The sequence below is a fragment of the Idiomarina piscisalsi genome (assembly GCF_003987095.1).
GTDB lineage: Bacteria > Pseudomonadota > Gammaproteobacteria > Enterobacterales > Alteromonadaceae > Idiomarina > Idiomarina piscisalsi.
This window is the reverse complement of record NZ_PIQA01000003.1, coordinates 54,086-67,718: the sequence shown is the minus strand read 5'-3', so window position 1 is coordinate 67,718 and position 13,633 is coordinate 54,086. Positions and strand designations below refer to the sequence as shown.

General features: G+C 47.7%; 10 protein-coding genes. 8 read left to right on the top strand and 2 right to left on the bottom strand.

What is annotated here, in order from left to right; genetic code table 11:
- Nucleotides 1–210: 210 nt before the first annotated feature.
- Entirely contained in the window at nt 211–1,710 is a 1,500-nt protein-coding gene (locus CWI73_RS05215) for a CYTH domain-containing protein (protein ID WP_126751842.1), read from the top strand.
- On the top strand, nt 1,710–4,574 hold the full coding sequence (glnE, locus tag CWI73_RS05210) for a bifunctional [glutamate--ammonia ligase]-adenylyl-L-tyrosine phosphorylase/[glutamate--ammonia-ligase] adenylyltransferase (protein ID WP_126751841.1): 2,865 nt from the start codon (nt 1,710–1,712) through the stop codon (nt 4,572–4,574). Before CWI73_RS05215 ends, glnE begins: the two co-directional genes overlap by 1 nt.
- Here glnE and lpxL read toward each other — a convergent pair.
- On the bottom strand, nt 4,558–5,484 hold the full coding sequence (gene lpxL / locus CWI73_RS05205) for an LpxL/LpxP family Kdo(2)-lipid IV(A) lauroyl/palmitoleoyl acyltransferase (RefSeq protein ID WP_126751840.1): 927 nt from the start codon (nt 5,482–5,484) through the stop codon (nt 4,558–4,560). The two genes, glnE and lpxL, sit on opposite strands and share 17 nt — an antisense overlap.
- 100 nt (nt 5,485–5,584) lie before the next feature.
- Complete coding sequence (gene tolC / locus CWI73_RS05200) at nt 5,585–6,955, bottom strand: outer membrane channel protein TolC (protein ID WP_126752037.1); 1,371 nt, start codon at nt 6,953–6,955, stop codon at nt 5,585–5,587.
- Between the two features lie 221 nt (nt 6,956–7,176).
- Between tolC and CWI73_RS05195 the strand changes: the two genes are divergently transcribed.
- From CWI73_RS05195 to rraB, 6 genes are all read left to right on the top strand, one after another.
- Complete coding sequence (locus tag CWI73_RS05195; protein ID WP_126751839.1) at nt 7,177–7,794, top strand: NUDIX domain-containing protein; 618 nt, start codon at nt 7,177–7,179, stop codon at nt 7,792–7,794.
- Between the two features lie 8 nt (nt 7,795–7,802).
- On the top strand, nt 7,803–8,270 hold the full coding sequence (locus CWI73_RS05190) for a DUF1249 domain-containing protein (RefSeq protein ID WP_053954163.1): 468 nt from the start codon (nt 7,803–7,805) through the stop codon (nt 8,268–8,270).
- A gap of 66 nt (nt 8,271–8,336) precedes the next feature.
- Complete coding sequence (gene parE / locus CWI73_RS05185) at nt 8,337–10,229, top strand: DNA topoisomerase IV subunit B (RefSeq protein WP_126751838.1); 1,893 nt, start codon at nt 8,337–8,339, stop codon at nt 10,227–10,229.
- Between the two features lie 24 nt (nt 10,230–10,253).
- Nucleotides 10,254–12,494, top strand: a complete 2,241-nt coding sequence (gene parC / locus CWI73_RS05180; protein WP_126751837.1) for a DNA topoisomerase IV subunit A — start codon at nt 10,254–10,256, stop codon at nt 12,492–12,494.
- A gap of 15 nt (nt 12,495–12,509) precedes the next feature.
- Complete coding sequence (locus tag CWI73_RS05175) at nt 12,510–13,235, top strand: 1-acylglycerol-3-phosphate O-acyltransferase (protein ID WP_126751836.1); 726 nt, start codon at nt 12,510–12,512, stop codon at nt 13,233–13,235.
- Complete coding sequence (gene rraB, locus CWI73_RS05170) at nt 13,232–13,615, top strand: ribonuclease E inhibitor RraB (protein WP_126751835.1); 384 nt, start codon at nt 13,232–13,234, stop codon at nt 13,613–13,615. The genes CWI73_RS05175 and rraB overlap by 4 nt, the downstream gene beginning before the upstream one ends.
- Nucleotides 13,616–13,633: the final 18 nt, after the last annotated feature.

The following is a 13,633-nucleotide window of genomic DNA, read 5'->3' as shown; positions in this document are numbered from 1 at the left end:
CAGGCCGAAGCTCGGCGTGCTTCCCCAACGTCGGGAATCGGCGCAAGTATAAGCTTATTTTTGCGCGGGTAAAGACCCTAAAACGGACCTTTCGTCACGTTGCAATTTTTTCGGGGTACTGTCAAGCCAACAAAATGCCTATGTTTGTTGACCCTAAGCCGCCGAGCCAGTACCTTTACCTTTAACTTTCACCCGCTTCGGAATGCGTCGATGTCACAAGAACTTGAGTTAAAATTACTGATTGCTCCTGAGAAACGAGACCAGGCTTTAAAAGTGTGTCAATCACTCGCTGATGCCCGTTCAGGAACTATGCAAAAAACACAGTTTGAGCTCAGAAACAGTTACTTCGACACATCCGATTTACGTTTGCGTCAGTTTGATATGGGATTACGCATACGTAGCTATAAAGATCGAAAAGAACAAACGGTTAAGTTAGCCGGTCGGGTTATGGGCGGTATGCACCAACGGCCGGAGTACAATGTAAATGTTGATAGTGAAAAGCCAGACTTAACCCTGTTTGACAGCGATATTTGGCCTGACGACTTTCCGGTTTACGACATTCAGCGTGACTTAGAAACTATTTTTGTGACTGACTTTACTCGCACTCGCTGGCGCTTGCCTAGCGGCGATGGCGTGATTGAAATGGTGCTGGATGAGGGGCAAATTCAGGCCGGTGAAAACTCAGAAACTATTTCTGAAATTGAACTGGAGTTACAGGGTGGCTCGATAGACGATGCCTATCATTTAGCGCATCAGCTGGTGAGTAAAGTGGAGGCGAAAGTTGGCTCTCTAAGTAAAGCCGCGCGCGGCTATATGCTGGCGGGCAAGAGTTTGTTGGAGCCTTTTACACAAATGCATTATGTGCCGCTGGAAAGAGACTTTACCATTGGTCAGGCCTTGTATCGCGCTGTTGAATACGGATTAAGGCATTGGCAGCACAATGAGTCCTGTTTGCTTTTTAACCCGAGTGTTCGCGCGGTTCAAGGACTTGCTGATGGTATTCAATTAGTGCGAGTTGCGCTGGAACAATTGATTGAACTGGGTGTTGGTGAGCGTCAATTGTTAACTAATTTGGCTAAAATAACCGAACAGTTACAGTGGCTGAAAAACTTTGAAGGGCTTGATGAGCTAACAGCGGAAGATGGTGCCTACCATAGAGTTTTAAAGCGTTATGAAAAGTTGTATGAAAGCCTACAAAACAGTCAGGAAGATGTGATTCGGTTAAATGAAGTTGCAGAGGTGGTGGCGTCTGCGCGTTATCAAAAAACAGTTCTGAAACTGTCACAGTTTTTAATTGAACAGGAAATGACAGAAGAGTTGTCGCAGCCAGTATCGCCGTGGTGCAGTCAGTTGCTTAAAAGCGACTGGCAACTCGTGCAAACGGCTTTTTCTGAGCATGAGAAACTGAATGAAGAAGGCTACTTAAAGTTATTGAAGCCATTGCAAAACAGTCTGCTGATGGGGACTTGTTTTGGTGAACTGTTCGACGACGATGTACGCGAGAAATTCCGTTTACCCTGGCAGGATTTAGCGCGCGGTATTCGAGAAATTACCGCCCTGCATATTTTACATGAACGCATTAAAGAGCGTGATGACGATGACTTGGACCGTTTGCTGGAGTGGCAAAAAATGCAACGAGAGTCTTTGTTGAAGGCATTGGAATACTCAAGAAAGGCAGCGTTAAAGCGTGATCCGTATTGGTTTGCCTAATGCTTAAGCTAAACTCCTATTTAGAAACACACAGTGAGCCTGCCTGGGAGCGCTTCCGGGAAGCTCGTGAGGTATCGCTCACTGAGTCTCAGCAGCAAGTTTTGCGCGCACTTTTTGCGGTAAGCCCTTTTATTGCGCGTGTTGCTGAGCGTTATCCCAACCAATTGCTGGCTGACTTTTTTGCCAATGACGGTGCTATTTCTATAGATAATAGCAGCGTATATGAAAGTAAGCTCAACAAACTACTCAGCGAATGCGACGACGACCGCCGTGCCAAATATAAACTGCGGGAGTATCGTCATTGTGTCATGGCGAAACTGGCTGCTGCCGATATTCTTGGTCAATTACCTGTTACTGAAGCGTTAAGACATTTCAGTATTTTTGCCGATGCCGCTATTGAGCAAAGCCTCAGTTGGGCCTTTAAACGATTAGTAGCCAAGCATGGTACGCCTCGGGACAGCAATGGCGAGGCCATGCCTATGCTGGTTATTGGTATGGGAAAACTTGGCGGGCGTGAGCTCAATTTTTCTTCAGATATTGATCTTATCTTTGCGTACCCTGAGCAGGGAGAGACCGAGGGACCCGGTCGTAATTTAGAGCACAGCGTGTTCTACAAACGATTAGCGCAGTTGTTTATTGCCTTGCTTGATGAAACAACCGCCGATGGTCAGGTCTTTCGGGTCGATATGCGTTTACGGCCTTTCGGTCAGTCTGGCCCGCTGGTTACCAGTATTAACGCGCTAGAGCATTATTATCAGGAGCAAGGGCGCGACTGGGAGCGCTACGCAATGGTAAAAGCCCGCCTTATTGGCGCAAGTGCCGCGGACGAGAAAACGTTCTATGATTTGATACGACCTTTTGTTTATCGTCGTTACATTGACTTTAGTGCCATAGAAGCGCTGCGCAAAATGAAGTTGCTTATTACCCAGGAAACGCGGCGACGAGGGGTCAAGAACAATATCAAGCTGGGCGCCGGAGGTATCCGCGAGGTGGAGTTTATTGTTCAGGCGCATCAGCTTATTCGGGGTGGTCAGGAAAAAAGTTTACAAACACGCTCGCTGTATAAGGCAATTAACGGCTTGGTTGAACTAGAGCTCATAGAGAAAGAACGAGCGGATAAGCTGATTGAGAACTATGAGTTTTTACGCACTATAGAGCATCGTTTGCAGCAAATCGATGATGCACAAACACAGCAGTTACCTGACGACGAGCTGGGTCAGGAGCGGTTGCGGTGTATGTTGGGCGAAGCCGACTGGGCATCAGTGCAAGCGCGTGTGGATGACTGCATGGCGAGCATTCACGAAGAGTTTCAGCAAGTCGTTGGAGAGCAGTCCGAAGACGATGAAGAAGAGCAGTCGCTGCAAGTGCTTTGGCAAGATATGCTGGAGGACGACGCGGCTATAGAGATCCTCGAAGCTGAAGGGGTCGATGAACCGGAGCGTTTATGGCGGCTGATTAATGACTTTCGGCAGGAGAGTCGGCGTCGAAGTTCCGGGCCAAGAGGACGTGCGGCAATGGCGCGCCTAATGCCGATGATGCTCAGGCATGCGGTTCAGCATCAGCATCCCGAACGACTTCTTGAGCGGCTGCTGTCTATTATTAAGGCGATAATGAGCCGCACGGCCTACATCGAATTATTGGCGGAAAACCCTGGTGCGCGAACGCAGCTGTGTAAGCTGTGTATGGCCAGTCCCTGGATCTCGAACCAGCTGGCGCAGCATCCGCTGTTACTCGACGAACTGATTGACCCTCAACAGCTCTATACACTGCCCGAAGCGAAGAACTACGATGCGTTACTGCGTGAATATTTAGTTCGTATTCCAGAGCAGGACTTAGAAACGCAAATGGATGCTCTCAGGCAGGCAAAACAGGCGCTACAGCTTAAAATTGCCGCAGCCGATATCAGTAACGTCCTGGAGCTTATGAATGTCAGTGATCATTTAAGTGCCCTGGCAGAAGCTATTATTCAAGAAGTGATTGGTCTGGCTTGGTACCAGTTAACCCAGAAGCACGGCAAACCAGAGGGAACCAGTGTTGAGAATACCGGCTTTGGGGTTATGGCTTATGGCAAACTGGGTGGAGAAGAGCTTGGCTACGGCTCCGATCTCGACTTGGTGTTTGTTACTGATTCAACCTACGAGGGGGTCACTGACGGCAATAAGCCTATTGAGGTTCAGCAGTTCTACTTGCGTTTGGCGCAGCGCGTACTGCATCTATTTACTACGCGAACGGTTGCCGGTGTGCTATACGATGTTGACCTTCGTTTACGACCGTCCGGGCAGTCAGGGTTGTTAGTCACTCGGGTGAACTCCTACGCACGCTACCTGCATGACGATGCCTGGACATGGGAGTTACAGGCACTGGTGCGAGCTCGCCCGGTTTATGGTAGTAAAAGTATTAGAGATACGCTGATGGATATCCGGCGGGCAGCTCTAATGCAGCCCAGAGACGCCGAACAGCTGAGAAAGGATATTGTGTCTATGCGACGCAAAATGAAACATCACTTGTCAGCCAGTCGCATGGATGCGTTTGACTTGAAGCAGGACGATGGTGGTATTGCGGATATTGAGTTTATTACTCAATATCTTGTGCTTAAATATGCGCATACGCACCCTAACTTGTGTCGCTACAGCGATAATATTCGGCTGTTAACCGAGGCTCAGCAAGAACATTTGCTAGACGATGTTGATGCTCAGAATCTGGTGAACGCATTTCAGATATTTCGTTGCGAGAGTCATGCCCTGGCGTTGCAGGGAGAGCAGCTTTTAGAAAAACACAATTTAGACGCAGAGCGCCAAGCTGTTATTCGTTGCTGGAATAAACTGCTTGGCGACACTGAGATAGAATCTACTGATAGTAACTAGGCATATCGGGGTCAGGCCGCGTTTTAAACCGGCGATGAACCCACAGGTATTGCTCGGGGGCTTTTTTCACAGCTTCTTCGACTAGAGTGTTGACGTAGCGAGCGTCCGCTTTGTCGTCGCCTGTCGGGAAGTTGTGAAGCTCGGGTTCGTAATATAAGTCATAGCCCGTGCCGTCTTTACGGCGAACACAGCGAGATACCAACACTTTGCAATTAGGTGCGTTGGCGAACAACATGGTGCCAGTAGTGGTTGAGGCGTCAGGGACCTCAAAGAATTTAACGAACTCAGTACGACGGCGGCCGTAATCCTGATCAGGTAAGTAACCGGCAATATCCCCTTTAGACAGGGCTTTAAGCATGCCTTTAACGTCTTTCCGCTGAATCATATATTTATTGGAGCGAGCACGCCCGCGCGTTTGTAGAAACTCCATCACAGCATTGTTATGAGGGCGATACAAACCAACACCAGGCTCTACAAACCCATGCAAGCGAGCATGCACTTCCAGGCTGAGAAAATGAAACAACAATAACAACACGCCATTGCCGTCTTCCTGTGCTTTGCGTAAGTTCTCCTCACCATGAATATGGAGCTTGCGACGAATGCGCCAGTCCGGCCACCACCAAGCCATGCCGACTTCAAAATAAGCGATACCGGTATTTTTCATATTCTCGGTAACCAGCGACTCGATTTGCTCGTTACTATAGTCTGGAAAACAGAGCTTTAAATTAGTGCGGGCAATATTAACACGCCGGGGCATGAGCTTTTTAAACAGTAAGCCAAGACCACGCCCCAGAGCCAGCTGTACACGATAAGGCAGCCAGGAAATGGTATAAAGGATAAGAACGCCAAGCCAGGTTAGCCAGAACTTTGGGTGCAGAAAATAGAATTTAAATTTGGGTTGTTCAATCACAACAAGAACCGTTGTTGTTTATAAAATTGGAGCGGATAGTAACATAGAAATAAGGGGATAAGGCACCACTAACGGGCAGTGGTGCCTGTGGTCAGCGGAGTTAGTCTGCCGCAGTTCCTTCGACATCTTCAGACAAACTGCTGTTAATTGCCAGTAAGTCGTTTTCCTGAAGCTGTCCTGCCGCCTGCTCTAAACGCAGCATTTGGCGAATATAGCCATAGCGAGCTTCTGATAAGTTGCGCTTAGCGTTATACAGGTTACGAGTGCTGTCTAAAACGTCAACAATGGTACGAGTGCCTACCTCAAAACCAGCCTCTGTTGCTTTTAAAGCACTTTCTGCAGAAACAACGGATTGCTGGAACGCATTAATGCTGGCAATTGACGCAGACACCTCGTAGTAAGCGTTACGTACTTCACGTTCTATTTGACGACGGGTCTGAACCATTTGCTGACTACTTGCAACGTAGTTGTCACGCGCCTGAGATACTTCAGCTGAGGTGCGGAAACCTGAGAAAATAGGCACGCTAACGTTCAGGCCGATAGAGCGACTGTCCAGGCGACCAAAGTCGTTAGTATCACCTGCAATTTCTGTTTCAGTATCATTTGTCGAATAATTTGCCTGCAGTGAAACTGATGGGTAATGACCTGCTTTCTGGAGTTCAATTTGTTGCTCAGCTATTTCTACTTGAACTCTACTTTCTAGCAGACTTAAATTACTATTTTCAGCTTTTTTTACCCACTTCATGACATCTTCAGGTGCAGGATCACTGGGTGAAAATGTTTCAGTATCTAAAGCCGCTAATGTCTGAGGGTACTGGCCGGTAATTTCACGAATGCTCTCATAGGCGATTTCTACAGCATTGCGAGCTTGAATTTCGCGAGCGACAGCACTGTCATACTGAGCCTGGGCTTCATGAACGTCAGTAATGGCTGTTAAGCCAACAGAAAAACGTTGTTTAGTTTGCTCCAACTGGCGCTTAATGGCCTTTTTCTCGGCTTCAGCGAATGACAAGTCGTCTTTTGCCTGAAGCGCCTGGAAGTACGCATTCACAACGCGTAGCATTAGCTCTTGCTGAGCGTTGTTGTAAGAAATTTCTGCTTGGTACGCTTGCTTCTCTGCGATATCCGCATTTTTCCAAACGCTCCAGTCAAAAATGCTCTGGTTTAAGTTAATGCCAGCTTGCCAGCCTTTATTGTCTCTATCCAGGATTTGAATGCCGGATTCGAAAAACTGTGGTGACTCGCTTGTAGATTTACTATAACCGGCCTCACCTGTGACCTGAGGTAAGAACCCTGACTTAGCAATATCGACGCCTTTTTGAACGGCATTACGCTCAGCCGCAGCTCTTAATAAAGTGGGGTCGTTATCAACCGCTAAACGATAAATTTGAGCTAAATCTTCCGCATTTGACGTAAAAGAGACTGTAGTTAATGCAATTCCTACAGCCGCTGACAAGAGGTGCTTTTTCATGGTAGTCAGTGTCCCGTTACTTGACATGCAATAGTCTTAAAATGATTGCGCGTTAGTTTACATACAGTGTTGAATGATTACCAGTGTAATTGATTCACGCTGATAATTTAAGCAAAACATGGTTTCAGAATCTGCTCAAGTGTAACAGAATGTTTGCTGTATAGTAGATCAGAAAGCAGGCTTTACTCTCATATCAAAAAAAGTTGAAGCGAGAAGGTGAAATGGCGTCAAGATTGACTCGAAAAGATGTTGAACTCGATAAAAAACAGCCGCTTTATGAAGGGTTTTTGTCGGTTTATAAATACAAACTCAAGCACCGTTTGTTTCAAGGTGGTTGGAGTCAGCCAATTGAGCGTGAATTAATGGAGCGCGGGCACGCAGTGGTAGTGATACCGTACGACCCTGTTCGCGATGAGTTAGTCGTACTGGAGCAGTTTCGGGTTGGCGCATTAGATGATCCAAACGGGCCTTGGTTGTTTGAATTTGTCGCAGGCATGTTTGACGCAGACGAGAGTGCAGAAGAAGTCGCAACGAGAGAGTTAAAAGAAGAGGCTGGTCTGGAAGCTAAGCAGCTGATTTATGCAACCAGCTATTACTCCAGCCCGGGTGGTACTGATGAAAAACTCACAATTTATATTGCCGAAGTAGACAGTAGCTTAGCTGCTGATTTTGGTGGACTCGAAGAAGAGGATGAGGATATTAAAGTGCACGTGCTGCCAAGACAGGAAGTCATCGGCATGCTGGAGCGCGAGGAAATTAATAATGCGGCAAGCGTTATTGGGTTACAATGGTTGTTATTACACCGTAATAGCGTATTCAAAAATAAGCTGAGCTTGTAAGGAGCCGTATGCAGCAGCGGTATGTTGTTGACGTAGCTGAGTTACACCGGCTGAATGAGCTGAATTATGCAGCTCTATTGCCTTTTGTACCGGGTGACAGTGACTCCGCTAAAAGCGAAGTCATTATTCAGGCCGGTGAAGGACTGGTGTTTGTGGTAAAACGTGCCGACAGTTCGCGCTATACGACGGATATATCCATTGAGCAATTAAAGCCCAGCTGGGCGGATTACTTACGCGCTAAAATGACGGTACGCTTATACCATGATGTGCGTATGGCAGAAGTATTAAAAACACAGGGTATTACGAAGTTAGAAGTTCATTATCGTCAACCTAATAAAGAAATGCGTCATCGCGATGAAAAGTACCAGGCGAATCAGTTTTTGTCGGACTGGTTACAACTTTGTCGTAAGCAAGGTCGCATTCAACCCGAGCTTAGCGAGTCAGTGCAGAAATTTATGCCTTACTACTTCAAATAGACGACGGTTAGCGGTAAATTGTCAGTCAACTTTGCGGAGCGAGCTACAACAAAAAAACAGGGACTCATGACAGACTACAAATCCGATTCTATTGAGGTGTTGAATGGCTTAGAGCCGGTTCAGCGCCGTCCCGGTATGTATACCGACACCACGCGACCCAATCACTTAGGTCAGGAAGTTATCGATAACAGTGTGGATGAGGCACTTGCCGGCCACGCTAAAAACTTAGTGGTTATTTTACACGCCGATCAATCCTTAGAAGTTACGGATGACGGTCGTGGTATGCCAGTGGATATTCACCCGGAAGAAGGTGTTCCGGGGGTTGAGCTTATTATGAGCAAACTGCACGCTGGTGGTAAGTTTTCCAATAAAAACTATCAGTTCTCCGGTGGTTTGCACGGTGTTGGTATCTCTGTTGTTAATGCTCTTTCGAAGCGTGTTGAGCTTACTATTAAGCGCGACGGCCAGGTCTATGAGATGGCCTTCGAGAACGGCGATAAAGTCTCCGAGTTAGAAGTTACCGGTACCGTTGGAAAACGCAACACCGGAACCAAAGTGCATTTTTGGCCTGACGCACAGTATTTTGACTCTTCGAAGTTCTCTGTAACCAAATTAAAACACTTACTCCGTGCGAAAGCCGTGCTTTGTCCGGGATTAAGTATCACGTTCAAAAATAAAGTGGATGACACCGAGGAAACCTGGTTTTACGAGGACGGTCTGACCGACTATCTCATTGAAGCGGTGAAAGAGGTACCGACCTTACCGGAAGACCCATTTAATGGCTCCTTTAGCTCGCAAACCGAAGGCGTTGAATGGGCGGTAACCTGGTTACCGGAAGGTGGTGAAGGCGTATCTGAAAGTTACGTGAATCTTATTCCAACGCCATTAGGTGGTACGCATGTTAACGGCTTGCGACAAGGTCTTTTAGAGGCTATGCGGGAGTTTTGTGAGTTCCGTAACTTGCTGCCACGAGGAGTTAAGCTGACACCTGATGACGTGTGGGAACGCTGCTCTTATATTTTGTCGACTAAGATGCAGGATCCGCAGTTTGCCGGTCAAACTAAAGAACGACTGTCGTCGAGACAGTCTGCCAGTTTTGTTTCCGGGGTGGTAAAAGATGCATTCAGTTTGTGGCTGAATGAGCACACCGAGCAAGCTGAGTTATTGGCCGATGTGTGTATTAGTAACGCGCAGCGTCGCTTACGAGCAAGCAAGAAGGTTGTTCGTAAGAAAGTCACTCAGGGGCCCGCATTGCCGGGTAAGTTAACCGACTGCTCAAGTCAGGACCCATCAAGCAGCGAACTGTTTTTGGTGGAAGGTGACTCGGCTGGTGGCTCAGCGAAACAAGCCCGTGACCGAGAGTTCCAGGCAGTTATGCCGCTTCGCGGGAAGATTCTTAACACCTGGGAAGTCGACCCGGAACAAATTCTGGGTTCGCAGGAGATTCACGATATATCCGTTGCTGTGGGGGTTGACCCGAATACGGTTGACCTCGACAAGCTGCGTTACGGAAAAATTTGTATTCTGGCCGATGCCGACTCCGATGGGCTTCATATAGCTACCCTGTTATGTGCTCTCTTTGTGAAGCACTTCCGACCGTTGGTTGAAAATGGTCATATTTTTGTTGCCATGCCGCCGCTTTATCGAATCGATGTGGGCAAAGAGGTGTTTTATGCCCTCGATGAAGACGAAAAACAGGGCATCTTAGACCGTATTGAAGCTGAGAAGAAAAAAGGCAAAATTAACGTTCAGCGTTTCAAAGGCTTGGGTGAGATGAATCCGCTGACGCTTCGTGAAACGACTATGGACCCTAATACACGTCGATTGGTGCAGCTGACAATAGATGATGCAGAAATGATGGAAGAGCTAATGGATATGTTGTTGGCTAAGAAACGCGCGAGTGACCGCCGTACTTGGCTGGAGAGTAAAGGCAACATGGCCGATTTGGCTGAATTGTAGGCTGCTTAGTAAGGAGAAGTGAGAATGTCGACGGAGATTACCGAAACACGCCCCCTCAGCCGCTTTACTGAAGAGGCCTACTTAAATTACTCCATGTACGTCATTATGGATCGGGCATTGCCGCATATTGGCGACGGCTTGAAGCCGGTTCAGCGACGTATTGTTTATGCAATGTCGGAGCTGGGCTTATCGGCATTAGCAAAGTATAAAAAATCCGCTCGTACCGTGGGTGATGTGCTGGGTAAGTTTCACCCCCATGGTGACAGCGCGTGTTATGAAGCTATGGTGCTCATGGCGCAGCCATTCTCGTATCGACATCCGTTGGTGGATGGTCAGGGTAACTGGGGCTCTCCCGATGACCCTAAGTCGTTCGCGGCCATGCGTTATACTGAAGCACGACTGTCTAAGTTTAGTGAAGTTCTGCTGAGTGAATTAGGGCAGGGCACCGCTGATTGGATACCCAACTTTGATGGCACTATGAAGGAGCCCAAGGTACTGCCTGCAAGGCTGCCTCATATCCTGTTGAACGGCGTGACGGGCATTGCAGTAGGTATGGCCACGGATATCCCACCGCACAATGCCCGCGAAGTGGCTAACGCTTGTGCGATGCTATTGGAAAAGCCAAGCAGCACGCTCGAAGACATTATGGACGTGTTAAAGGGGCCGGACTATCCGACCGACGCAGAAGTCATTACGCCTGCCGACGATATAAAGAAAATGTATGAAACAGGTCGCGGCAGTATAAAAATGCGAGCTTCTTACGAAGTTGATGACGGTGAAATAGTTGTTACCGCGTTACCACACCAGGCCTCGGGCGCAAAAGTGTTAGAGCAAATTGCTCAACAAATGCAGGCGAAGAAATTACCGTTGGTATCTGACTTGCGCGATGAGTCCGACCATGAGAATCCAACTCGATTGGTTATTGTACCTCGCTCAAATCGCGTTGATACCGAGCAATTGATGAATCACTTATTCGCGACAACTGACTTAGAAAAACAGTATCGCGTTAATTTGAATATTCTGGGACTGGACGGTCGTCCGCAAGTTAAGCCGCTGCTTGGGCTTTTAAAAGAATGGCTGGAGTTTCGTCAGCAGACGGTTACTCGCCGCTTGCAATACCGTTTAGACAAGGTACTGGCACGTCTTCATATTTTAGAAGGCTTACTTATTGCGTATCTTAACCTTGATGAAGTCATCGAGATTATTCGCACAGAAGATAAGCCTAAAGAAGTCTTAATGTCGCGTTTTGAGCTGTCAGACAAACAGGCCGAAGCAATTCTCGAGTTGAAATTACGTCACTTGGCGAAGCTGGAAGAGCAGAAACTGAAAGGTGAGCAGGACGAATTAAGTAAAGAGCGCGAGCAGCTTGAGAAAATTCTGGGCTCAGACCGACGTTTGAAAACCTTGATTCGCAAAGAATTGCTCGCCGATGCTGAAACTTATGGTGATGAACGTCGCTCGCCGTTGGTTGAGCGTAATGAAGCAAAAGCATTGAGTGAGCGTGACTTAACGCCTGCAGAAGCCGTTACTGTCGTGCTCTCTAAAAAAGGCTGGGTGCGCAGCGCGAAAGGTCATGACATTGATGGTGAAAAGCTTAGCTATAAATCCGGAGACAGTTTCCTTGGCTCAGCAGAAGGCAAGAGTAACCAGCCAGTTGTGTTTATTGACAGCTCTGGACGCAGCTTCTCGTGTGAAGCGCACTTGTTGCCGTCGGCCAGGAGCCAGGGAGAGCCATTAACCGGGCGCTTTAGTCTGGTCTCAGGCGAAACGGTTGAACATGTGTTAATGGGGAAAGACGACAGCTGTGTCTTGCTGGCGTCGGATGCCGGTTATGGTTTTATTTGCCAGTTTAATGATTTAGTCAGCCGTAATAAAAACGGCAAGGCGATTATTACCTTGCCGACCGGTGCTAAAATATTACCGCCAACTCAGGTTAACAGCATTGAAAATGATCGCGTTATTGCTGTATCCAATGAGGGGCGTATGTTGGTTTTCCCGGTGGCAGACTTACCACAACTGAGCAAAGGCAAAGGGAATAAAATTATTAATATTCCTGCGTTAAGAGCACAGTCGCGAGAGGAATATGTAGTTGCCCTGGCAACCGCCGCGCCGGACAAAGCGGTAACGCTAATGGCCGGGAAGCGGAAGTTGACTTTGAAGCCGGCTGACCTTGAGCACTACCTGGGCGAGCGAGGGCGCCGGGGTAACAAACTGCCCAGAGGTCTTCAGCGAGTCGACGATATTATCGTTGAAGATGAAGAATAAAGGCGGGGAGTTGTCATGCTAGCGGTGCTGAGGTGGTTGTTTTTAGGTGGTTTTATTGTTGTGTTTGGTGTCGTTGGCTGCCTGTTTTGCATTATTCGACCCTTTCACCGAAACAACACGTATCGGTTCGCCCATATCTTTGGTTGGGCGACTCGAGTACTTGGGTTGAAGATTGAAGTTACACGCCACCCGGATATTGAACGTGGCGGACCTTATGTGTTTGTTTGTAACCATCAGAATAGCTGGGAAATATTCACTATCGCGGCTATGTTGCCGAAGAATACGGTGACTTTGGGTAAGAAGAGCCTACGCTGGATTCCGTTTTTTGGCTGGCTGTACTGGTTGGCGGGAAACATTCTCATCGACCGGAAAAACGCTGGCAAAGCACACGGTACAATTGCTCAGACTGCGAATGCGATAAACCAGCGTGATATTTCCGTGTGGATGTTCCCTGAAGGTACACGTAGTTACGGGCGTGGGCTGCTGCCTTTTAAAAATGGGGCTTTTCATACGTCGTTTCGGGCTCAGGTGGATATTGTTCCCGTGTGCGTGTCAGAGCTACACGGTAAAATTAAGATGAACCGCTGGAATAACGGTGTTCTAAAAGTGGCATTTCTTGAGCCGATACGAATTGCCAATTATCAAAAAGAGAATTTGCGCGATTTAAATCGTCACTGCCATGACATTATGGACAGTAAAATTAATCAGTTAAACGAACAAGTGAAGAAGGAAAGCGAATGAGTCAGCCTCTGAATGAGCTGCTTGAGCAAAGCAAGCAAACTATTAATGCGCTAATCAGTGACGGTGCCGAGCCTGACACGCTCTATGAAATTGAGCATCACCTTGCTGCGACTGACTTCACTAAATTAGAGAAAGCTGCGGTGGAGCTGGTGAAGCTAGGTTATCATGTCGATGACGCTGACGAATTTGAAGACGAGCAGGGGAAACGCTGGTTCGCATTTATTGCTGCAACCGATGCCGAGCTAGATAACAATGTGCTAGCCCGTCAGGTGAGAGAAATAGCGGCTGTCGCTGACGAGTGTGACGTCGAGTATGACGGCTGGGGAACTATGCTGGATGACGACGAGCTCGACGAAGATTATGACGACGGAGAGGAATAATCCTCTCCGCTCATAATT

Bases quoted from the DNA above. Each gene is read 5' to 3' on its own strand.
- CWI73_RS05190 (WP_053954163.1), top strand. From the start codon at position 7,803: ATGCAGCAGCGGTATGTTGTTGACGTAGCTGAGTTACACCGGCTGAAT.
- parC (WP_126751837.1), top strand. From the start codon at position 10,254: ATGTCGACGGAGATTACCGAAACACGCCCCCTCAGCCGCTTTACTGAA.
- CWI73_RS05195 (WP_126751839.1), top strand. From the start codon at position 7,177: ATGGCGTCAAGATTGACTCGAAAAGATGTTGAACTCGATAAAAAACAG.
- rraB (WP_126751835.1), top strand. From the start codon at position 13,232: ATGAGTCAGCCTCTGAATGAGCTGCTTGAGCAAAGCAAGCAAACTATT.
- parE (WP_126751838.1), top strand. From the start codon at position 8,337: ATGACAGACTACAAATCCGATTCTATTGAGGTGTTGAATGGCTTAGAG.
- CWI73_RS05175 (WP_126751836.1), top strand. From the start codon at position 12,510: ATGCTAGCGGTGCTGAGGTGGTTGTTTTTAGGTGGTTTTATTGTTGTG.
- CWI73_RS05215 (WP_126751842.1), top strand. From the start codon at position 211: ATGTCACAAGAACTTGAGTTAAAATTACTGATTGCTCCTGAGAAACGA.
- tolC (WP_126752037.1), bottom strand. From the start codon at position 6,955: ATGAAAAAGCACCTCTTGTCAGCGGCTGTAGGAATTGCATTAACTACA.
- glnE (WP_126751841.1), top strand. From the start codon at position 1,710: ATGCTTAAGCTAAACTCCTATTTAGAAACACACAGTGAGCCTGCCTGG.